Raw genomic sequence first — 23101 nt, 5'->3', positions numbered from 1 at the left:
CCGCTGCGCTCCGCCTCTCTCGCGGGCTTCGCCCTATGGAAAAACAAATGCGGAGACATCCGTCGGTGAGCAAGCTCCCCGGCGGATGTCTCCGCATTTGTTTTTCCGCACTGCTCATTGCCTTCGCGGACATTATACCCCTAACTGGTATAACTTTCAAGATAATTATATACCTCGTCTATACTCTCTGTCTCTATCCCGGCTCTTATCTTTTCTTGCTCTTCTTTGGGCAGCTTGGATATTTCTATCTCTGTCTCTAAATACATCTCTCCTGTCGCGTTGTCATATACCGCCAGTTTGCCATCCCTCTCTGTCAGGGTGTAACCTGTTTTTACCCTGTCTGTGTCGATCGTTTTACGGATGACCAGACGGTCTTCTGAAAATGACATCAGATCGTATCCTATAAAGGTGCTGTCCTCTTTCTCTGTCTGCACCGACAGCTCGTCCAGATATCGGATCAGTGCCTCCCGGTTTAATCCTAACATCGCGATCGGTATTTTTCCGGACTCCTCTGCGATGTTGTTTGTGTCCAGATCGTAAATCTCATGTATATACTGCATGCCTTCTTTTACTATGATCTCTTTGTTCGCTTCCGCAGCTACATACTGCATCTCTTTCGTTTCCCCTTCTGTCGCTTCCTTCGCACGGAAATGATCCAGAGAATAACGGTAGCTGATGTAATAAACAGAGGAAAAGACAAACACCATAGAAAATAAGCAGATAATATAACGTTTCTTCATGGCTGCTCCTATCTCGCGCTCGTGTCGCCAAATATTACTTGTTATATTATCTGCTTAATTTTTATTTTTAAACGCTTTATTTCAATAAATGTAATTTCTTAGCAATGTTTACGACCGTCTTCCCTTTCGGCATGCTGTACAGATCTACCTCATCCACGCATTTCGTCAAAAGAAGCAGCACTCCGTAGACGATCACCGCTACGATTATGGATATGACCGTCGCCAGCCAGTTGCGCTTTACAAGCTTGATGAGCAGCGTGTACACGCCAAAGGCAAAGGCTCCCATGATTAAGGAGGAGATCAGAGGCAGCACATAGTTTTTCATCATATCCTGCCTGTATTTCACATAGCGGGATATGGATATCATGTTCAGCACTACCATCGTGAGGCCAAAGGTGATGTCCGCCAGCACAACGCCCTGAATACCAAGACGGAATACCCAGAGGCAGACCGCCAGTATCACCACATGGGAAACCAGTGCGATGAACGCATTTCTGGCAGGCACATTCATGCGGTTCAGCCCCTGAAGCACGGCGTTGGTTACCGTGGACCAGGAGTACAGCACTACCGTGATGCAGCCAATCCATAACAGATTAACTGCCAGGGAGTTGTATTCATTACCCGGAAACAGCAGGTTTACGATCGGATCAGCTAACACCGCCAGGCCCACACAGGAGGGTATGGCAATCAGCATCGTAAAACGCAGGGAGGTGTTGATCCGATTTGCTACTTGAGTATGGTTTTGATTGGCTACCGCCCTGGTAAGCGCCGGGACGATGGACGCTGCCAGACCTGTCGCAAAGGAGATCGGCACATGGGTCAGCAGATGGTATTTTCCTTCATAACAGCCCCAGATACCCTGATATTCCTTCTGTGTGATCCCGACAAACTCTGTGTAATGACCGAAAATGGAGTTGTCAATCAGGGAACTGATGTTGTAAATCGCCGAGTTGAATATGATCGGCAGCAGGATCAGCACCAATGTCTTCCATACCGACAGATAGGATTCCACATGACGGCTTTTGTCCCTGCGCATCTGGCGCTTGAGCACCCTCCGGTACAGCAGGTATATCAGCATGCATAGAATCAGCGCAACCAGCGCGCCCACACCGGTGCCGACGGTGGCGCCTTCCGCGCCCCTGGCCACCGCATAGATGTCAGTATTTAATATCCGGTCCGCTTTGGCACCCTCCGCATAGAGATAATAGGCCGCCGCAATGCTGATGACCGCATTGAATATCTGCTCCACAATCTGAGATAAGGCGCTCGGGATCATCGTGCCGAGGCCCTGATAATAGCCGCGGTATACGCCCAAAAATGCCATCACCATCACAGTGGGGGACAGCATCCGGATCGCGTATTTGGCCGTGGGCATGTTCAGCGCTTTTTCCGCGAAAAATCCCGCTCCAAAGTACATCACCAGAGCCGCGCAGGTACCCACGATCAATGCGAACAGCAGCGCGCCCTTGAAGATCCGGTTGGAATCCTTGTATTTGCGAACCGCCGCCTTGGCTGCCACCATGCGGGAGACCGCAGTAGGGATGCCCAAAGAAGATATCAGCAGTACGATCGAATAAATCGTAAATGCCGCTGAGTACACGCCCATCGTTTCCTCGCCGACAATATTCATCAGTGGGACACGGTATACCACGCCGATCAGCCTGCAGATAATCGATGCAGCAGCGAGAATACTGCCCTGAATTATGAAATTAGATGTCCTTTTGCTCTTTGCCGCTTCGCTCATGCTTTCCTCATATTTTCTGTATTTTATCCTTTGTTTCATCCGAAAGCAGCCTGCCCGCGGATGACAGTACAGATCACAAAACAGTACAGCATTCCGGCCGCAGGATAGGTTTCATCCCGTCTTAGAATACTGTACTGATTTGTCTGCCGCTTCCTATAAGCGGCTGTAAGAACCGTTAATTTATCTCGTTAGAATTCTTGTCTTTGCCGATGATCGTGTCCTTTTCGTTTTCCGTAGGCACAACGCTGATGAAGGTCTTGCCCTGATTCATCGTGATCTGGTTGCCGTCCTTATCCTCAAACCGCATGGGGCCCCACTCCGTGTCCTTGATCCAGCGGATCGGGATCGCCTTGCCCTTGGTGATATAGTAGCCGTCGCCGTCAGACCATAAATCAAACTGCAGATACTGCGTGCCGTAATAGGAATCCTTTTCGCTGTACATGATGATCAGGTTATCGTAGGACAGCTGCTTGTTATCCATGGTATCGATATGTTTTGCTCCATACTGAAAACGGTAGTATAATCCGTCATCCTCATTATACTCGAAACTCGCATCGTTATACTTAAATCCCGAATATACATAATCCGCCGCAAATCCTTCCTCCAGCGTCACGGTCTCGCCGTCTGCCGCGAATTTGAAATGCTCGGTATAGGTCTCCGGAATCTCCTTATTGTAGATCTCGCGGAGGCGCGCGTACTCTTCATCTATATTCTTTATATAACCCTGCTTTTCAATGCCTGTCTCGATGCCCTTCGCGCTGGTATACGCGTTGTGCGGAGCTTTTCTGTCCGTCGTGCGGTAGTATACGCCCACGCCGCTGCCCTTCACGCCGTTTAAGTTGTTGGTGATGGGCTGGCTTAGATACAGATTCGCGTAATCGCACTGTCCGAAATGCAAATACACGGCATTCCATTCGCCTGCCAGGTATACAAAATAGGTTCTGGCGCTGCGCACAGGCCCGATCTTATCCAGATCGTCATAATTCTCAAACAGACCCATCATTCTGGTTATGGAACCTTCCACCATGCACTCGTACATGACATCCGCACGGCTGATGCCGGTCTGGGGAATCGCTGCCTGTATATTATTGATCATGATCGCGGCCGGGCGGCGGTTGCCGATCTCTGTGGAAACAACCTTGCCGGTCAGATGGCTCCTCATGGAGCCCTCCGGCAGGTCCTCCCCCGCCGGCTGCGTCTCTTCAGCCGTTTGAGCAGTGGTTTCTTCTGATTCTGTCGGTGCCTCTGTTACCTCCTGTGTGGTGGCAGGCGTCGTTGTGTCTTCGGGCAGCGACTCCGATGCCGGGGCTTTGGCACAGCCTGCCAGCATTGACAAAAGCATCGCAAGCACCAAAAATAAACTAAGCTTTTTCATATGAATCTCCTTTGCAACATTTTATCTATTGATATGCAAGATATCTAATAGCTCTCTCTGCCTGTCCTCCATCACGGCCCGCTCGTCCTCCGCCATATGGTCATAGCCAAATAGGTGGAACATGCTGTGGGCGGTCAGGAATGCCAGTTCTCTCTTCTCGGAATGGCCAAAGCTTTCGGCCTGTTCCTTCACCTTTTCCACGGAGATTATGATATCTCCCAGCAGAAGCTCTCCGCTCTCCGGATTGAAATTTTCCAGGGCATCGTCCTCCACCTGTGAGAAATCTCCAGGCGCTTCGTAGGAAATCATCGGAAAAGACAAAACGTCCGTAGGCGCATCTATCCCTCTGTAATCACGGTTGATCTCCCTGATGCCTTCGTTATCGGTCAGAGTGACGCTGACCTCCGCCTCATAGGGGCAGCGTTCATATTCCATCGCCGCTTCCACCACGGTCTTAATGATCTCCTCATATGGGAGTTCCAGCGGTATTTTACTTTCGTATTCTATCTCAATGGTCATGAGTGTTTTCCCCGTTTGCCTTCGTACTCTTCATATGCCTGTACAATCTTCTGTACCAGAGGATGTCTGACGATATCCTTATTGGTGAGGTGCATGACGCCGATTCCCTCCACCCTGCGCAGCACCTTAAGCGCCACATCCAGGCCGGAGGCCTGGTTTGCCGGCAGATCTCTCTGCGTCATATCTCCGGTGATGACCACCTTGGAACCAAATCCGATCCTCGTGAGAAACATCTTCATCTGGGCGGAGGTAGTGTTCTGGGCTTCATCCAGTATAATAAAAGCGTTATCCAGCGTGCGTCCCCTCATATAGGCGAGAGGCGCCACCTCTATAAGCCCCTTCTCAGCGTTGTGCAGATAGGTCTCCGCCCCCATCATCTCATACAGCGCATCATATAACGGCCTTAGATAGGGATCGATCTTGCTCTGCAGGTCGCCCGGCAGAAATCCAAGCTTTTCTCCCGCTTCGATGGCCGGCCGGGTCAGTATGATCCGGTTCACCTCATTGTCCTTAAACGCCTGTACCGCCATGGCCATGGCCAGATAGGTCTTGCCTGTTCCGGCCGGACCGACGCCAAAGACGATCATCTTTTCTCTTATGTGATCCACATACTGCTTCTGTCCCAGTGTCTTGGGCTTTACAGGTTTTCCGTTTATCGTTCGTGTAATCACGTCCTTGTCAATCTCCAGGATCTTATCATCCTTTTCCTCAAATGACAGGGACAGTGCGTAATCCACATTCTGCTCGGTGATGACATTTCCACGCTTGGACAGTTCGATCAGATTGGAAAATACACTCTTGGCCTTTTTTACCGCATCGTCCGGTCCGATCACTTTAATCGAACCGTCCCTGGCCACCATTGTCACATGCAGCGTGCGCTCAATCTTTTTGATAAAAGCATCAAACTGCCCGCATACATTCCTCTCATGATCCATGGGAATATCAATCATTGTTTCCATCAGACTCATCCGGTTTGTCAATCTCCTCCAGCTGCTCCAAAGTTTGTTCGGCATCGATGGGCTCGTTTACGACAATTCTGCCGGACGAGACGCAGCGCAATGCACTAGTATCTATTTTAACATTATTTTCAATAATTTGAACCCCCTTTTTCTTTAAATTTTCCTTAAAAACTTCTAACCTGTTTTGTGCAATCTGCAGGATCTCCTCCTCCGTGTACTGGCGTTCATAGGATCTGTATTCTCTGTTTTGCACAATTCCTGCATAAACTGGAAGATACAGGCTGTCTAAAAGATGTATTTGATATTCTTCTCCAACCTGGTCCCATTGTTCATACTTAGTGCGGCCCGTCGGCACAGCAAACAGGAATTCCCCTATTCGCAGATACCATTTTTTCTTCACATTGCCCGTATATACCCTTTTCTCTGCGAACGCAGGGAATTCGTCATAATATTCATAGAAAGTTTTTGCCATAATATCCGCATCCGCGCGCACAATCTGATAGCTGTCCACCTCGCCGCTGTCATTCATGACAGGCACCCGGCCCGATACCAGCAGCTGGCCTTTTGTCACCACATCCCCCGCTTTGACCTGGGGCACACCCCTTCTGGTCACAATCTCCGTAATGATGCCGTCTTTAGCCGCCACCAGGTCGCACGGATCGGAGGGTTCCTCCACCACATCCATCAGCCGGTCATTCTCACGTATATTTATGATCAGCCTGGTGCCTTTAATCTGTGCGGACACCCATGTGATCTCCCTGTACTCCAGGCGGATCAGCTGTTCAATGTCATCGCAGACCAGCTGGCCTTTTAAGATGCCGTTATGCACGCCCTTTTCATCCAGAAACTGTATCAGCGCGTCCGTGGTATAGGTGGAGTTGCCCTCAAAATGGATGTCCCAGATAAACAGAGACAGCGTATAAAGAAGTAGAAAGCACATGGCCAGTCCGATAAAAAACATTTTCCGTTTCCGGTATCTCTGTAAAAAAAAAGGAAGCCCAAACCGCTCCAGTATGATCAGCCTGGCCTTCGATTTTCGCACGAACCCTCTGGTTTTCCTGAAATCTTTGATGCTGATTTTAAATTCATAGTGGTCTTTCACATGTACGAGATCCCAGATGTCAATCCCGTTCCGGCTGCAAAGATTCAAAAAGCGCTCCGGCGAGTAGCCGGTCAGCTTTACCGTAAGACAGCCCCTCATATAAGTCCTGATCTTTCCCGCCAAAGTTACACCCGCCTCCGCCTCTAATATTCAAATCTGATATCCGTGATAAAGCCCGTAATCTGCATCTCTTCGTTGGTATAAGCCGCTATATTCAGCTCCTGGCCGACCACGGATATTTTATATTTTTTTGCCTGAATCCGGATCAGCTGGTCTGTATAGTGTATCAGCCCTTTATAATTTTCTATGTAGAGGGACTGGTTTCCATTCATATAAATCTGCACAGCATCAAACAAAGCTGCTCCGCCCTTTATCATCCCTTTTGTCTATTCTATGGCAGGGGCATTTGTCCTTATGCCAAAAATACTCAGGAACTTCGGGCACAGCAGCTTATATTGTTCTTTTAGCAAATCAATAGCAATTCAGAAGGCACATCTTCCTGGCAGGCTTACTGTTTTATTTCTTCTCTCTCCAGTTTTCGTTGCGTTCCTTGCTGGAAGCGGTGGCCTTTTCCAGCTGGTAAACGATCTCACTGAAATAGCGGGCGGGCACCTGCCCCAGAAGGAACGTATTCTTTTTCGTCACTTCATCGTATACATAGCTGCCCCGCTTTACGGTGCCTGCTTTGTAAAATTTCGCTTCATAGACGGTGATCTCTTCATTTTCATCGCCGACAAAAAGGCCGGAAAATTCCAGTTCAACACCGATGCCGATGGAAGGATCCTCGCGGTAATAGGTATAGTATCCCCCCGCATCCTGGACGGAACCGCGGTACCATCCCATGCTCTGCAGTTTGCCGGACAAAGACAGGCCGTTTAAGATCTTTCCGCCAAACCTCTCTAAGGCGGCAGCGGTCATCTCCTCCTCGTCCGCTTTATAAATCGGACGGTTCAGCTGTTCAACGGACTGCTCCACCTCATAATCTTCCAGCTGCTGCTTCCATGCCTCTCGGGACTCTTCGGTCAGCTCAATGGGATGAACGAGGCCGATAGAAGCGTTTTCGGGAAGCTCATAGACATCTTCCTCCCAAGTGTTAAAGCTTCCGTCTTCCATATAGCGGAAGGTATCCGTCAGGCGGTCATCCTCATATACACCCCAGATCAGGCTGATGGCGAACTGATGCATCACCGGATTCTTCACAAAAAGTGCCTTCCACCTATCGGCGCTCCATTTTCTTTCTGTGGAAAGAGCCTGTTCCAGACGGAGCTTCTGGGCGGAAACCGTGATCTTCATCTGCTTTTTCATCTGTTTGAACGCTTCATAGCTCTCCTTTGCCAGGGCTTCGTCGTCCTTTTTACCCGGGGCGGGAAGGTTCTTCAGCTTTTTCTTGTTATCATCGTACACCTCAATCTCAAGGGCCGGTGTCAGATATACCTTAAACTTTCTTTCGCCGTAATCAAAGGTGCGGGCCATGGTTTCATCAAAGCCCAGATCCGGCACGATCTTATCCTCCAGCTCCTCCCTGGTCAGACCCAGCTGGGATGCGGCGAATTCCAGCGCCTCTCCGGCCGCCGTTTTGATCTGGCGGAATTTAAATTTTCTGGCTATGCTGTCCACAGTTAGAAGCGCGGATGGAGAATCGTTGAGCGCCAGGGCCTTTACCGCCTCCGCCGCGATCGCCCCTCTGGCATGCTGGGGCCACTCGTTGATCTGGTGGGTGAGCCTGCGCACAATCTCCTCCCCTCCGTGGACGGAGGCAAAATAGAGCACCCATTTCTTCTTGGATTCCGCACCGGCTTCCAGCCATTTATCAAACATCTCACAGGCATAAATGCCAAGCTCCCTTTTGTCGAGAGGTTCTGCCAGCCGGACGGCCTCTTTGCTGACTCCCGGGATATCCGCGCCTGCATAGCAAAGCGCTAAAGCCTGCAGATACTCCTCTGCGGCCTCTTCCCCGTTCTGCTTGTGTACACAGACAAAGGGGGTCTGATAAGCCCACTCCAGTTTTCGTTTCTTGCCGCCCTTATGCAGCTCCTTTACAAGATCTTCCAGGGAGGGTTCCCCGGCGGCAGACGGCTGTTCGCCCGCAGACGGCATACCGAGCACCGTGCCGATCAGGTCCGCCAGTTTTTTGCTTTTTTCGCTCTCAATCGCCGCGGACAGATCCTCCCGGAAAGCATCGGCTCCCCATGCTTTCATGACCAGCACCGCCATCTCACGCTCGGCGGATTTCCTGGAACGCAGCAGGCCCCGGATATCCTCTTCCCATTCCCTGTGGCCGGAAAGCACCGCGGCAAGCAGCTCCCGCACCTGTTTGGAATTATCGCCGGCATAGCAGAGCAGCTCCTGCTTGTATTCTTCCGGCCAGTTATCCATAAATGTGATGCCAAGATACCGGCCGGTCACACAGCTTTTCTTCGCCGCGCCAATCAGCTCCGCTGCCCCCTTCACCTTTTCCCGTCGCAGATACTTGGACACCGCATCCAGCAGGGCGGCTTTCTGAGAGTCCGAATAAATCGCGTCGTATATGGCGCCGGCCAGATCCAGGCGTCCTTCTATGGGAAGCCCTTCTTCCTCCAGCATTTGAAACAGCGTGGGGATCTCCTCCTCACCGTTTGTCTTATTCGAAGCAGATCGGCCGATCCGGTTTGCAAAAAAATATCCTTTCAGACTCAGACCCAGAAATGTGATGCACCTTCTGTAAAACGCATCACAGCCCACGCTCTTCTCATAATCCTCCAGCAGCCTGCTGTAACTCCAGTAGCCGTACCGTTCACCGCGGTAATCCTCTTTGTTCTGATAAAGCGTGTCAAGAGAAACGCTGCCGAGCAGATAGTCTTTAGCCAGAGGTGCTCCGGGCTGGTAACTGTCCGTCAGCTCCTTTGCGATCTTTTCCATCAGCCCGCTCTCAAGGCCTGCCGAAAGCTCTTTATAGAGGGAAGGATTTCCGGCCTTCAGCTGCTGGACCATAAATTTATAGCTGTCCATGTCCGTCTTCTTCAAAACATCTTCGTATTCTCCGGGATGTTTTGCCGACATCCTGCGAAGCGCTCCTCCCAGCTTCGCCGAAGCGCACCAGGATATGTAGTCTCCGGCCGGCACATCCAAAATGCTTTCCAGCTGCTCTTCATGCTCATTAAAGTATGTGCCCTGTGTGATCTGCCTGCAGGCGTTCATTGTGCCGGACAGAGAAGCGGCGGCACAGAACTTCAAAAACACTTCAAATCTGCCGGAGGCGTCCATGGCAAGGAACGCACAGCTTGCCAGCAGGCGGATCAGATAGTCGGAAGGGGCATGCGCCGTAAGAAGCGCTCTTACGGCGGCCGGAATCTCATCTGACACGGCGCCGGTTTTCAGATACTTGGATATCAGTGATTTTTCAAAATCGCTTAAGCCGGATATCATGACCGGCACGGCATCGATCAGGGAATCCCGAAGATATTCCGTCTTTTTTGTGACGGCATCGGCCTCACCGCCGCCCTGTCCAAACAGCTTGCCGATGCTTTTAAGCACCCCGACGCCGGCTCTGCCGTTTTTCTGATCTAAGCAGTGCAGATAGAGGGCCGCTGTCAGCAGCTGACCGTTGTTATACGCGTTCTGGCAGCAGTCGAAGGCTTCCAGAAATACATCCGGATCTTTTTTCCCCAGGGTGAAAAGTTCGCTCATAAAATTAGCGTTTAACAGATTCTCATTCCACGCCACCGCTTCAATCACCATAGAGGCTGCGGCGGCCGGTCCGACAAGCTCCTTTACCTTAGGAAATCCGATACGGTTTATCTGATAGGTTTCATAAGAAACATAAAAGCTGGTGGAACCGCCCACCGCAAACAGGAAGCGGATGTATCGGTCCAGCTCCTCTTTTTTTCCTCTCTTCTCACAGCGCTCCACATAGGATTTGCTTATCAACTGCTGCTCCCTGGTGAGTTTGGAAAAATCCTGTTTTTCCATCCGGCTTAGCAGCTCTGCATCTTCCGGCTGTGAGCAGTCCATCCAGGCCTGCGCCCTCTTTCGGTTTTCCGCGCTCAAACACAGCGCATCCAGTGTTTCATCCAAATGTCCGCTTCTGTCCTGATCAAGTCTCATTTTCTCTTCCTCCATTTGCTGCCTTATAGAATTCACAGGCACTCTCGTAATCCATTCTGCGCATGCACAGCTTCAGATACTCATTAAGCTCGCACACACGGTCCATCACCGCCGACTCGCCATGCAGCACACGATGTCTCTCAAGCGACAGCGCCTGATGGATTTCTCTGAAATTCTTTTCTGCCTCGTGCAGTCCCAGACGTGCGGCGATTCCCGCCATCTCCTTAAGCCTGTCCAGCGTTTCCTGTCGGACCGAGGAAAATCCGCACTGCAGCAGATCCGCCAGGATCCGCTTCATCTCTTTGATCCATTCATCCATATTCCGTCACCCCACCCGTTGATTTTCCGCTGTATCATCCTTCCGTAAGATCGAAATAATCCACCGGATACATCTTCATATGCCCGTCCTTCAGGTATAAGCGCCCGACAAAGGCCGGCAGCGCATATTTCTCCTCCTGCAGCCTCTGGCTTAGCTTCTCCAGAGTTTTTATGACCGGATCTTCCTCCTGGCTGTACCTCACCTCAATCTCCAGCACACGTCCCATCAGATCCTCTAGCTCCATGCAGAAGGTCTGGCGGATGGAATCAAACTGCGATCCTCTGCACCGCGCCGGAAGCACCACAGCCAGATGCTCCTGCTTACTGCCGGAATCCTCCTCAAACGTCCCCTTAAGCAGCGTCAGAAAGTCTCTGTCTATACGGCTGTTCCAGAATTCACGCGTAAAAGGCTTTACGCCCACGATTTCCGCCTTGGTTTTGCTGCCGGAAGAGATGCGGCCGGATTCCGTCACGCTCGGATCCTTTAAGACAAACTCAAGATCGGTGATCTGTTCCAAGCTGCAATTTAACTCCCACGGCGCCGGCGCACTTCCCGCAGCCTTCGGGGAAATCTTCCGGTTATCATAGAATACGGGCCGCGTGTCCGTATAGGTATACCATCGGCCGGTATCCTTTTCCATAAAATAATAGGTGTATCCCGCATAACCGCTCTTGCTGCGGAAATATCTTCTGCCCATCCCCATCAGATGAAGGTCGGGAACCGGAAGATATTCCTCCCGAAACGAACCGGCCAGCCGGCCGATCTGTGCTTCATCCTCACACTCCTCCAGCAGGCAGGCACGCCGGTAAAGCGCGGTGATCCCATCCAGCAGCCCTTCCTCCGTAAATGACGCCTTACGCCCGAAATAGCTGCGGTATTCCTCCGCCAGCTCACGAAAAGCTCTCTCAAAATCCGGAAGACTGCAGTTATGGCTGATCACAGCCATCCTCTCCATCGTCTCCGGAATGTCCGCGCTACTTCTGGCAAGGCCGTTGGACATAGCCTCTGAAAGCAGCTGTTTTGCGGCAGCCGCAGCTGCTTTCATCTGATGCACATCCCATTTTTTTCCGTCCTTTGGCGTATCGCTCAGTTCCTCAAGCGTAAGGATGCCGGACTGCAGCTGGTAGGCCAAAAGAGCGGCGGCCTTATGTTCACAGAGCCTGCTGCTGTGGCAGCTGCAGGAAGAGTAGTCTAACGGCTCCAGAAGCTTTACCGTCACCTGCTGCCATGGAAAACGCACGGTGAGTATGGATGACTCTTCGATTTCAGGCTTAAATCCGGTCTGAAGCCGGATGAGAAACGCCGCGTATTTCCGGCTTCCCATGGCCTTTTTTATCTTGTCCAGCGGGAAGCGCTTTAACGATTCCCATCGCTCCGCAGGCCCTTTCTGCACCGCAGCGCCGACATCCTTCTCTGCCCGCTCCGGGTCCGCCGCGCCGGCATCCTTCTGTATCCGCTCCGGATCCGAAGCTTCGGTACCTCCCTGTACCGGCCCGGGATTTTGGGCCGCCTCTCCCTCTTCCTGCATATCCTGCTTCTTCAGCCAAAGAATGGCGGTGACGATATGCCTGCAGATGCTTCGGGAAGGACAGCTGCAGGTGCTCTCTCCAAGGGGAGCCTTAATCAGGCAGACCGCGTCCGAAAGCGTGACCCTCGCGTCCTCTCCCTCAAAGCTCACCGCAGGCGAAGCCTGCTCCAGATCCTTATATGCTCTTTTTACGGTTCCTTTATTGGTCAGGCCAGCCAGATAATCGTCATCTGTCCGCCTGATCAGCTCCAGCAATGCGCTCATTTTCAGTCTCTCCTGCTATTTGATCACGGTTCCCATCCAGTCCGCAAGCTGCGCCGGAGTCATCGCCGCGACATAAGCCCCCATGGCGGCCAGGTCTTCCGCAATTTTCCGGTTGTAGGAAGGATTCGCCTCCATATCCAGAGCGGTCAGCGCGATCAGCTTCGCCCCGCTCTCAATGATGCCCCGGCACACTCCGTACAGCGCTCCCGCAGGACCGCCTTCGCAAAGATCCGATACCAGGACCACCATCGTGCGGTACGGATTTTCAACCAGTGTCTCACAGTAAGCTAAGGCCCCTGCAATGTTGGTGCCGCCGCCCAACTGCACGCTCATAAGCGTCGCCACCGGATCGTCCATATAGCCGCTAAGGTCCACCACCTGGGTGTCGAAGATCACCAGCTTTGTATCAAGCATGGGCAGCCTGGCAAAGATTCCCGCCATGATCGCGCTGTGGATCACACTGTCCAGCATGGAACCGCTTTCGTCCACCGCGATCACCACCCGCCATTTATTAAATTTCCTCACCCGGCTGTTGAAGTATACGTTTTCCAGGACAAGCCTCTTTTCCTGCGGATCGTAATGGGAAAGGTTTTTACGGATCGTCCGTTTGATATCCAGGTTTCTGGCCGATTTGACCTTGCTGTCGGCATTGCGGTCCAGCCGGCCGAGAACCGATCGCCGGATATCCTGCTCCAGCTTCGCCGTAAGCTCCTCCGCCACCTGACGGACGATTCTCCTGGCAGATTCCAACACCTCGCCCTTCATCAGATGCTTCAGCTGCATAATCGTCTTTAGCAGCTCCTGATTGGGTTCCAGCTTCTCCAGGACCTCCTTATCCGTCAGCAGTTCCGTCATATGGTAGGTCTCCAGCGCATGGCGTTCAAGTACCTCCACCGTTTCCTTCGGAAACAGTGTGCGCACTTTTGTGATCCAGGAAGCCACCGTCAGGCTGAAAGCGCCGTTACCGCCTTCTCTGCGCACATCCTCTCCGTTTTCTCTGGAGTATAGATAATCCAGAGCCTCCTCCATATCCATAAAATGCAGCTGCCCCTCACCGGAAAATCCGATCTGTTCCTTCGCGTGCTTTCCGAGTATCAGGCGCCATTTATTCAGTTCGTTATCCGGCATAACCCTGCTCCTTCAGTTTTGATGCGGCCCACCGATCCAGCCGTTCGCCGTACTCATACAGAGCCGGAGGGATTTCGGGCCCCTTCATCAGATCCTTACCGGTGCTGCCATGCAGCCCCGCGGCCTTGGCGGCGATCCGGTCCGTTTCCATCGGAGTAAAATATCCGAAGGCCATGCGCAGCTCCGGCAGCATCGCCATAAATTCCTCAGTATCCAATAGCTTCAAAAGCTCATCGGTCATCTTCACAAAGGAATCGCCCACCAGCACCAGATCTCTGGCGGTGTAAAACAGTCCCCTTAAGAACTTAGCCGCCTCCATGAGCTTTTCTCTGGTGCCGCGTATATAGCCTGAAAATACATGTTCCACCTGCTTCTGCCAGGACGCGTCATATCCGTACAGCAGTCCCAGAACCGTTCCTTCCAGGCCCGGATGAATCTGCGGATCCTCAAGCAGCTGCTCAAAGGCCGCAATCAGTATACCCTGTTCCGAACGAAACGATTTCCTGCCTGCGGTCTGATAGAGGGCCGTGCATGCCTTCATGCAGTCCGTCTGCTGTTCATCTTTGATCGCGGCCATGGCGGGCAGCAGCTGTACGATCTTCCGGAAAACATCCCTGGTCATCGTCTCCAGCTTCAGGTGTCCCGTCTCTTTATACAGATCCTCCAGCTCCAGCAGCGTGTTTAAATGGCCAAAGCCGTAGACCAGGGAAAAGAAATCCCCGTCCTGCGTCACCAGCTGCGCCACCTTATCCATGAGTCGGCCGGTCCGATCCTCCAGTCCCATGAGAAAGCAGCTGACTAACAGCCCCGCCGCCTCCTCCAGGCCCTGCGCCTCCTCCATACGCCTACCGAGCAAATTCATACATGCCTCCGGCAGCACGCCGCCGGATACCGAACGGTCGATCAGGACCACCACCACCTGGCTGCTCCATTTATATTTCCAGGTTTCCCGGATCAGGCTCCGGTCCTTTTTCGTGAGCAGATCCGGTCCCCTCACCTTTTTGGCGAATCCGGTATCCAAAAACTGCATCTGATAAAAGAACTCGCTCATTCGGCGGTGGCGGTCCGAAGCGAATATCTCCAGCACCGTTTCCTGCTCCAATGCCGTGTGGATCTTTAGGCCAAAGGTCCTGCACTGTCTTTCAAAATCCTGTACCAAAGGCGGCACCTGCGCTCCCGCACAGAGCTGTCCCACCGTATCTCCGGTCACCGCCTCCTGAAGAAATGCCAGCGGTTCACCGGTGGATGCATTGCATTCGCCCTTCACAAAGGCGCTAAGAACGCTGTCTTTTAACTCATAGAGGCCGGGCTCCCTCTTATCCCGAAGCGCGGCCAGCCCTTTGGCCATGGACAGCGCAATGATTTCATCATAAGAGGAAAGGGAACCATTCTTTCTCCTCACCTTTTTCCCCGTCGCAACCAGCAGTTCCAGCACCGCCTCTTCATAGGCGCCGCGGACGCTGCCGGCGGATACTTCTCTCTCCGTGCACAGCCTCCACACGCTGTGGTAAAATCCCGGCGCCTGCATGCCGCTGGCATAGCCGTTTAATGCATCCGCCGCTTCCATGGAATATGCCATCGGATAAATGCCCTGATCCTTTTCATCCAACTTATGAAGGGGCAGCGGATCCTCCTTTTGTGCTGCGGCCGTCCGCTCATACAGCCCCTGCGTATGAAATCCTCCGGTCACGACCAGCACGCGTTCGTATTTTTGTGCAGCTTTAAGAATCCTTTCCGACATATACTGCTCGCGCACCAGGCACCCTTCCGCTTCCAGCTCCTCTTTGGGGCTGTTTTCCCGGGACAGGCAGCAGTAGACCAGCATCTGGCGAACAAATTCTTCCGTGGTTTTATACAGCCCTCCGATTTCAAAATACTTTTCCCAGAATTCATCAAAATCCCGAAGGCCTGTTTTTTCACAAAGCATGGTAAGATACCGACTCCGGCTAAGAAGATAATCGTCATTGTAATTATTCTTCTCTTCCTTCTTTAACATGCCGTGTCCATCGGATGTATGGATCAGTATTTCCGAATAAGGCAGATCGATAAAAGCGGCCGGGATCTTTAAGGCCTCGGCCGTCCTTAAGGCCACCAGCTCCGGGGAGCAGTCGAGAAACGGGTAATAGCATTTATACTCCTCTTTTTCCTCTCCCACCAGGCCCAAGCTGTCTTTGTAAGAATAATAGACGGCAAACGGCGCTTTCGTATCTTTATTTACGAAGACCGGTATAAGGCCGTTGGCATTTTCCGGCCCTTCCACCAATATGCACTGCGGAGCGTAGGATTCGATCGCCTTTTTAAGATGGAATGAGCAGGCTGGGCTGTGGTGGCGGACCGGAAAGAACAGTATCCTCTGCCCGTAATCAAAGGGGATTACCGCAGATATTTCCTCGCCTCGTAGTATTCCTTCCATATGCCGCCCTCTCTACTTCCTTTATCACGGATCACCGTATTAAAATAACTTTTCACCTTTTCCAGATCATCCTTCGTCTCCTTGCGGACCGCGCCGGTCAGGTTCTGAACCAGGCATCCCACATCCATGGCGCTGTCCCCGTAATAATATGCGGTCATCATGGTCTGATAGTACACGGATACGGCTTCCGCCGTGCTCATCACAGCGGCCGGAGTGTCGATGCGGTGCCCATAGGAGGATATGCCCTCCCGCAGCTCATGATAGGTGGATGCCAGAAGCTCCGCCACATCCTCATCCACGGGCATATCGATATGGCTGTCCGCCGCCAGCTGGGAAACCTCGCTGATGATGATCTGTTTTTCCAGCGCCACATCCCGGACCGGCATCACCGTCTCGAAGTTAAACCGGCGCTTTAAGGCGCTGCTCATCTCATTGACGCCCTTATCCCTGGTATTGGCCGTGCCGATCACATTGAATCCCGGTCTCGCAAACAGCAGGCCCTCATCCCCCAGTTCCGGCACATTGAGCACCTTATCACTCAATACGCTGATCAGGCTGTCCTGAATCTCAGCCGGCGTTCTGGTGATCTCTTCAAAGCGGGTGATGATGCCCCTGTCCATCCCGATATACAGCGGCGACGGCACCAGCGCCTCCCGCACCGGCCCCTTAGCCAACAGGAGGGCATAGTTCCAGGTATATTTGATCATGTCCTCTGTGGTGCCTGCCGTTCCCTGGATCGTGTTTGTGCTGGTGCCGCTGATGGCGGCGCTCAGCAGCTCGGACAGCATGGTCTTAGCCGTTCCCGGCTCTCCCACCAGCATCAGGCCGCGGTTTCCGGCCAGCGTCACAATACAGCGCTCCACCAGGGCGTCGTTGCCTAAATATTTTTTTTCGATATGTATTTCTTCCCCTTCATATACCAGCGGCTCTCTGCTGCCGAGTATAAATGTCCGCACCGCTTTGGGCGAAAGCTTCCAGTTCTCCGGCCGCCTGCCCGTATCGCAGGCGGCCAGCGCTTTAAGCTCCTTCCCGCAGCGCACCTCCACCGGCGGTTTGATTTGTTTTATCTCTTCCATCCTGTTCTCCTTTTTTATGTCACCTCAAAGGTTGACGATTTGCACACACTTCTCTGTTCTTTTTCAATTGCATCTGGGATAAATGCTTCATTTTCTGTCTATTTTACCATACTTTTCTCTTTGTGGAAATCTGTAATGGGATTGGCAGAAAAATTTAAGAAATTCGAAGTCACTGTTCACGGTTGTCGTAAACCTACCGCGAATGACAGGGCAGAGTATGGTCCTCATAGGGACGCGCTCTCGCTCCGTGAAGCGCGCAGCGGTTCTAACGCTGCAAACTACGCAGCGAAAGAACCGGCGGGCTTCAAGGGATCCCTATGAGGACCATACTCTGCCCTGTCATTCGCTGCTTTATCGGCAGCCGTGAACAGTAACAATTCTAAGTACTCCTTGATGAGCGGTTTGACAATTCTGCATGCTGATAGTAGAATAAAATAAGTTTTGGCGTATAGGAGGAAGATCCGATGTTAGAATGTGCGCTTTGCAATTTAACTCCCCAAGATAAAAAATGGATGCTTTATGAAAATAACGATTGGATAGTATTTCTTGCGGACAAGCAGGATTATATAGGAAGATGCATGGTGGTCTGCCAGGAGCACTGTCAAAGTATATCTGATTTGAATATAGAGCAATGGATTTCGTTAAAGGTGATTATGTCCTCACTTGAACAAATGCTAAAATCCGAGTTGGGTGCGACAATGTTTAATTGGTCATGCCTGATGAATGACGCTTATAAGGCAGATTGCGCCTGTCCCCACGTTCATTTTCATATGCGTCCCAGATACGCCGAACCGGTCATTATTAAGAATCGTGAATATAGGGATGATGAGTTCGCACACCATTATGATAATAAGAAGCCGGCACAAATAACAGACGAAGCTGCGGACTTTCTCTTTGCACAGTTAAAAGAGAAGATATCTTTATACTTTAGCTAAGTGAACATCGCTGCTGCTTTATCGGCAACCGTAAACAGTAACCGTTGGACGTTACGGTTATTGCAATTGCCCCCCAATATACTTGCGCATCGGACAAAATACCCTTATAATGATAGAAAAACAAATAGAGGCGGTGAGGATCATGTGTCATAGATTAAGATTGACAGAAGTTTTACTCCATGCAGGGCCAGCAGATTGTCACGCCGCTTGCATGGAGTAAAAAGGCGTTACATGCCGGCTTTGCGACTTGAAGATACGATAAAATCTGTATTCAAGGAGTGAGTGGCATGAAATATTATAAAGCAGAGCTGGTTCTCCCTGACAGTCTGGTCAGAGAGCTTCAGCGGTATGTTCAAGGGGGTTATCTCTATATCCCCTCCCAAAAGGACGGGCGCCGCAAATGGGGCGAGCTGTCCGGTTCACGGGCCGAGTTAAACGAGAGGAACGCGCGGATACGGCAGGATTACGCGGACGGAAGCTCGGTGGATGAGCTGGCCGAAGCCTATTATCTGTCGGTGCATTCGATCAGAAAAATAGTATATGAAAAGTGATAAAAAAGCCTGATAACAGCAGATTTATATGTTGTTACAGGCTTTTGTTATTTCATTTTCAAATTCATGATCAGTAAAAAACAGTTCTGTCATAAAGATTCTATTGCATCAGGAAGCGCCGCCGCGTATTCTTTGATTAAAGTTCCGCTGAAGGAAAGGGGGATATTTATGCTGTGTATTGACCGCATTCCATGCAAAGTCATTATTCGGACAGACTTGTATGGAAGCAAGAATATGTTTTATCTTTAAGTTACTATCAATTTTGTCCGATAAGACTTTGCGCCTCATACTGCATCCAGAGCACTCTGAAATTCATACGAGATAAAGAAGGGCAAAGTCATGAAAACGATTCATCATACGTTCAAAGGATTACACACATTCGTCCTCTTATGGGCGACGCAGGCCTTTTCCGCACTGGGCAGCTCTATGACGAGCTATGCGCTGGTGATCTGGGCCTATCAGCAGACCGGTTCGGCGCTGTCCACCTCTCTGCTCACCATCTGTTCCTATGCACCTTATGTGCTGTTAAGCATTTTTGCAGGCGCTTTAAGCGACCGATGGAACAAGAAGTTTACCATGCTGGTATGTGACAGTTTTGCCGCCGTAAGCACGGCCGCCGTTTTGCTGCTGCTCTCTTCCGGACGCCTTATGATCTGGCATCTGTATCTGCTCAACGGCTTAAACGGTATCATGAATACGCTGCAGCAGCCCGCCTCAGACGTGGCGGTCAGCCTCTTGACCCCGAAAGAACAGGTCCAGCGCGTCAGCGGCATGCAGTCTTTTTCCAACTCGCTGGTCACCATTCTGACTCCGGTCATCGCCTCCGCCGTTTTTTCCTTCTTCGGCATGTCCGCTGTGATCGCTTTTGACCTGATCACATTCGCGGCTGCCTTTCTGTCGCTGGCTTTTTTTATTAAAATACCGGAAGCCGCACTCCTTGCTTCAAAGAAGAAGGAATCCGTATGGCGTCTGGCTAAGGAAGGACTGCATTACCTTAAGAAAAACCGCGGCATATTGGATCTGATTCTGTTTTTAGCAGCGATTAACCTGACCGCATCCATGTATAACGCCGCACTGCCCGCCATGCTGCTGTCCAGAAGCGGAGCAGGCCAGCTGTCTTTAGGCATGGTGAATACCTGCACAGGGCTGGCCAATCTGACAGGCAGCATACTCGTTTCCCTTGCGGCGCAGCCTAAAAGCCGCGTGCGGGTGATCTGCAATGCGCTGCTGTTTTCCATGAGCACTGAAAACTTTCTGCTGGCTTTCGGGCGCAGCAACGCGGTCTGGTGCCTGGGCGCCGTATCAGGGTGGATTTTTATTCCCTTTATGAACGCTAATATGAACGCGCTGTTCCGCTCCCGCATTCCGATCGAAATCCAGGGACGGGTATTTTCCGTCCGCAATACGCTCCAGTTTTTCACAATTCCGTTGGGTTATCTGCTGGGCGGTGTTCTGGTGGATAAGGTGGCGGAACCATTTATGGCGGGACAGGCTAAGGGCAGCCTGCCGGCGCTGCTGTTTGGAACCGGCAAAGGATCAGGCGCCGCGCTGCTGTTTTTCCTCTTAGGGTTCATCGGCATCTTCACCTGTCTGTCCTTTCGCAGAGATCGCCATATATGGGAGCTGGAAAGCAGCTGACCGCAGTCTGTAATATGCGTCATCCCTCCGCATTCAGAGCATGCGCTGCTCTGTGTTCTTTGCCAAGGAGCCTGCAGGTATAGACGATCACAGCAGCTGACAGAAAAAATGTCAGCGCATCTGATACCGGCATCGAATACAGCACGCCGTCCAGGCCGAAAAACCTCGGCAGCAGCAGTGCAAATCCCACACCGAACACCACCTCACGCACCATGGACAGCAGCGTGGAGATCAGCGCTTTACCCAGCGACTGCAGATAGATAAAGGTAGCCTTATTCACACACGCAGGGATGATCATGCACAGATAGATGCGAAACGCTTTCACCGCAAATTCCGTATAGTAAGCACTCTCGTTGGCGGCACCGAAGACAGCGATCAGCTGTCCCGGCAGTACCTCCACTATAAACATCGCGGCAGCCCCCACCAGGGCTTCCGCAGCCAGCAGGCGGGTGAACAGGCTGCGCGCCCGGTCCTTTCTGCCAGCTCCGATATTATAGCCTACAATCGGGATACAGCCTGCTGCCATCCCCACCACTATCGAAATGACGATCTGAAAAAATTTCATAACGATTCCCACCACCGCCATGGGGATCTGAGCATACTCGTTCTGTCCGAATATGGGATCTGCTGCGCCATATCTGCGCACCATATTATTGATGGCGGCCATCGCAGCCACGAGCGAGATCTGGGACAGGAAGCTGCAGATTCCGAGGGATAAAAACCGCCTGATCAGCCGTCCCCGCAGACGAAAACTCGTCTTTTTCAGCCGGACGGCTTTCATATGCAGCAGGTAATAAACGGACAGCGCTGCAGTCAGCACCTGGCCGATCACCGTTGCCACCGCAGCCCCCATCATGCCCCAATGGAATGCAAAGATAAAAATCGGATCCAGTATAAGGTTGAGCGCCGCACCGGCCAGCGTGGAGAGCATGGCAAATTTGGGACTTCCGTCGGAACGGATGATCGGGTTCATCGCCTGGCCGAACATATAAAACGGGATTCCTATCGTAATGTACAGAAAGTATTCTTTGGACTGCACAAACGTTTCTTCATTGACACTTCCGCCGAACATGGTCAGGATCGGGTCCCGGAATATCAGATACAGCGCCGTTATAACTGCGCTTAAGAGGAGGCAGAGCACGATAGCGCTGCCAATCCCTCTGTGCGCATTTTCTTTCTCTCCGGCACCCAGGCTGATACTCACAAAAGCACAGCATCCGTCTCCGATCATGACCGCCACAGCTAATGCCACCACGGTGAGGGGAAATACAACCGTATTGGCCGCGTTGCCGGTTGAGCCCAGATAATCCGCGTTAGCGATAAAGATCTGATCCACAATGTTATAAAGCGCCGCAACCAGAAGTGAAATGATGCAGGGCACTGCATACTTTCTCATCAGCGTTCCGATCTTTTCCTTTTCCAGAAAAGCATTTACATATTGCTCATTCATTTGAGTAACCTCCTAATATGGCTTTAAAAATAGGAACGTGTGCCCGCCGGGCACATGAAAAAGAATCCCGCTCGCGGGATTCTCCGCCTGCGGCGGGTCGCCCTGGCGACATAATACCTTCCCGCCGCAGTGCGATCCTAAGCGGAGCGTTTTTTGTTCAATAGGTCGTATTTTCCTATTGAAGAACAAAAAAACGCGCAAGACCGAATCTGGTCTTACGCGTTTTGCTGCTCGATAGATAAAATGATACCAAAACAGCCGATGTTTTTCAATGGCAAACTTGCATAAAATATCCTACTTAGCAGATTGGTAAAATTCCCTTAAATCCGCCTTCACTTCCTCCGGCAGCTGACTCTTTTTGATGTTGCGGACAGCGCCTTCCAGAGCCAGAAGCCTGTGGATGCATGCGCTCTCATCCACGGCTTTAATCTTCAACCAGGCCTGTTTGCTGCCGGTTTCCTTTAACTGTTCGTAAGTATAGATCCCCACTTCATTAAGCTGTGCTTCCACGACCTTGCCGATGTTGGGAAGCTGTGATAATTCTCCCATAAAACCCTCCTGTTTTTAACTTAACACGTTGTTTCCGGCTGTATGGTAAGATTCTCCCTCGCCTCTGCCAGCCGCCTGTCAAACTGTTCATAAAAATCTTTCTCACCGACATATTGCTCAGGCCGGATGGGGCCGTATGGTCTGCGGTAAAAATTCTGGAGCAGATAGAGGCTGATTCCTTTTCTGATCTCCGGATCCGGTTCCTGCGCCACCGCCGCCTCAGCATCGTTTAAGAAATAATGCCAGTCCGTCACAAATTTTTCATACCGTTTTAGATCCGGCATATCCAGCCATTTTCGCACTTTGATCTTTGCGCGGTTTTCCTTTTTACACTCATGGACCTGCAGGAAATAACGTAAAGTACCGTTTTCATAGTATCTTCCCAAAGGAAACAGCCTGCAGATTCCCGGACGGTAAGCATGAATGCCGCATCGGCCTGAAGGACTTAAAAAGCTGCAGCTCTCCTTCGGGCCGGTCATCTTCAGATTCGGCAGTATCACTGCATCCACCACATTTAACTCAAGATGTCCCGCCAAAAGCATGTCAAAGTCACATTTCAGACCCGTGCACAGCCTGTATATATCCAGGGGATCCAAAATGACAGAGCTTCCCATTCCCCGGCAGCAGGCAGAACAGCCTGTGCATCCGCCGCAGTCCGCTCTCACCATATCATTGGCACCGTATAAACTGCCGTCCGATATCTCGTTTAAATCAACGGCTCTTTTCAC

The 23101-nt window shown here is 51.5% G+C and carries 19 protein-coding genes; 3 read left to right on the top strand and 16 right to left on the bottom strand.

Going from position 1 to position 23101, the window contains the following annotated elements; translation table 11 throughout:
* Positions 1–140 precede the first annotated feature (140 nt).
* The 13 genes from DWZ56_RS04685 to DWZ56_RS04625 form a co-directional block, all read right to left on the bottom strand.
* Positions 141–740, bottom strand: a complete 600-nt coding sequence (locus DWZ56_RS04685; RefSeq protein ID WP_118555203.1) for a hypothetical protein — start codon at positions 738–740, stop codon at positions 141–143.
* Between the two features lie 76 nt (positions 741–816).
* Entirely contained in the window at positions 817–2523 is a 1707-nt protein-coding gene (locus DWZ56_RS04680; RefSeq protein ID WP_243095062.1) for a putative polysaccharide biosynthesis protein, read from the bottom strand.
* 136 nt (positions 2524–2659) lie between these two features.
* Entirely contained in the window at positions 2660–3859 is a 1200-nt protein-coding gene (locus tag DWZ56_RS04675; protein WP_118555202.1) for a DUF3048 domain-containing protein, read from the bottom strand.
* A 21-nt stretch (positions 3860–3880) separates the two neighbouring features.
* The gene (ybeY, locus tag DWZ56_RS04670; RefSeq protein ID WP_118555201.1) at positions 3881–4378 is read right to left on the bottom strand and encodes an rRNA maturation RNase YbeY; all 498 of its coding nucleotides are present in this window, start codon (positions 4376–4378) and stop codon (positions 3881–3883) included.
* Positions 4375–5346 carry a PhoH family protein gene (locus DWZ56_RS04665; RefSeq protein WP_118555200.1) on the bottom strand — a complete coding sequence of 324 codons (972 nt, stop codon included), beginning with the start codon at positions 5344–5346 and terminating at the stop codon, positions 4375–4377. Before DWZ56_RS04665 ends, ybeY begins: the two co-directional genes overlap by 4 nt.
* Positions 5321–6562: a sporulation protein YqfD gene (gene yqfD, locus DWZ56_RS04660; RefSeq protein WP_118555199.1), complete on the bottom strand. Its 1242-nt coding sequence runs from the start codon at positions 6560–6562 to the stop codon at positions 5321–5323. The genes DWZ56_RS04665 and yqfD overlap by 26 nt, the downstream gene beginning before the upstream one ends.
* A 20-nt stretch (positions 6563–6582) precedes the next feature.
* On the bottom strand, positions 6583–6771 hold the full coding sequence (locus DWZ56_RS04655) for a YabP/YqfC family sporulation protein (protein WP_158584447.1): 189 nt from the start codon (positions 6769–6771) through the stop codon (positions 6583–6585).
* Positions 6772–6955: 184 nt separating this feature from the next.
* Entirely contained in the window at positions 6956–10522 is a 3567-nt protein-coding gene (locus DWZ56_RS04650; protein ID WP_158584446.1) for a DUF4132 domain-containing protein, read from the bottom strand.
* A complete protein-coding gene (locus tag DWZ56_RS04645; RefSeq protein ID WP_118555196.1) occupies positions 10512–10841 on the bottom strand; it encodes a hypothetical protein in 330 nt (109 codons plus the stop codon). The genes DWZ56_RS04650 and DWZ56_RS04645 overlap by 11 nt, the downstream gene beginning before the upstream one ends.
* Before the next feature lie 34 nt (positions 10842–10875).
* Positions 10876–12633 carry an SWIM zinc finger family protein gene (locus tag DWZ56_RS04640; protein WP_118555195.1) on the bottom strand — a complete coding sequence of 586 codons (1758 nt, stop codon included), beginning with the start codon at positions 12631–12633 and terminating at the stop codon, positions 10876–10878.
* Between the two features lie 15 nt (positions 12634–12648).
* Positions 12649–13761, bottom strand: coding sequence for a VWA domain-containing protein (locus DWZ56_RS04635; RefSeq protein WP_118555194.1), 1113 nt, complete (start codon positions 13759–13761; stop codon positions 12649–12651).
* Positions 13751–16174, bottom strand: a complete 2424-nt coding sequence (locus DWZ56_RS04630; RefSeq protein WP_118555193.1) for a DUF5682 family protein — start codon at positions 16172–16174, stop codon at positions 13751–13753. The genes DWZ56_RS04635 and DWZ56_RS04630 overlap by 11 nt, the downstream gene beginning before the upstream one ends.
* A complete protein-coding gene (locus DWZ56_RS04625; protein WP_118555192.1) occupies positions 16135–17250 on the bottom strand; it encodes an ATP-binding protein in 1116 nt (371 codons plus the stop codon). Before DWZ56_RS04625 ends, DWZ56_RS04630 begins: the two co-directional genes overlap by 40 nt.
* A gap of 464 nt (positions 17251–17714) precedes the next feature.
* On the opposite strand from DWZ56_RS04625, the gene DWZ56_RS04615 reads away from it, so the two are divergent.
* The 3 genes from DWZ56_RS04615 to DWZ56_RS04605 all read left to right on the top strand — a co-directional run bounded on the left by DWZ56_RS04615 (position 17715) and on the right by DWZ56_RS04605 (position 20374).
* Positions 17715–18185 carry an HIT family protein gene (locus tag DWZ56_RS04615; protein WP_118555190.1) on the top strand — a complete coding sequence of 157 codons (471 nt, stop codon included), beginning with the start codon at positions 17715–17717 and terminating at the stop codon, positions 18183–18185.
* 287 nt (positions 18186–18472) lie between these two features.
* The gene (locus tag DWZ56_RS04610) at positions 18473–18736 is read left to right on the top strand and encodes a CD3324 family protein (RefSeq protein ID WP_118555189.1); all 264 of its coding nucleotides are present in this window, start codon (positions 18473–18475) and stop codon (positions 18734–18736) included.
* 339 nt (positions 18737–19075) lie between these two features.
* Positions 19076–20374: an MFS transporter gene (locus DWZ56_RS04605; protein ID WP_118555188.1), complete on the top strand. Its 1299-nt coding sequence runs from the start codon at positions 19076–19078 to the stop codon at positions 20372–20374.
* Positions 20375–20393: 19 nt separating this feature from the next.
* Here the strand turns inward: DWZ56_RS04605 and DWZ56_RS04600 are convergent, their stop codons facing one another.
* The 3 genes from DWZ56_RS04600 to DWZ56_RS04590 form a co-directional block, all read right to left on the bottom strand.
* Entirely contained in the window at positions 20394–21824 is a 1431-nt protein-coding gene (locus tag DWZ56_RS04600) for an MATE family efflux transporter (protein ID WP_118555187.1), read from the bottom strand.
* A 294-nt stretch (positions 21825–22118) separates the two neighbouring features.
* Entirely contained in the window at positions 22119–22373 is a 255-nt protein-coding gene (locus DWZ56_RS04595; protein WP_118555186.1) for a TfoX/Sxy family protein, read from the bottom strand.
* A 20-nt stretch (positions 22374–22393) separates the two neighbouring features.
* On the bottom strand, positions 22394–23101 hold the full coding sequence (locus tag DWZ56_RS04590; RefSeq protein ID WP_118555236.1) for a YkgJ family cysteine cluster protein: 708 nt from the start codon (positions 23099–23101) through the stop codon (positions 22394–22396).

The sequence above is a fragment of the Lachnotalea sp. AF33-28 genome (assembly GCF_003477885.1).
Lineage (GTDB): Bacteria > Bacillota > Clostridia > Lachnospirales > Lachnospiraceae > AF33-28.
Note: the sequence above shows the minus strand (reverse complement) of the source record. Positions and strands in the feature narration are given on the sequence as shown.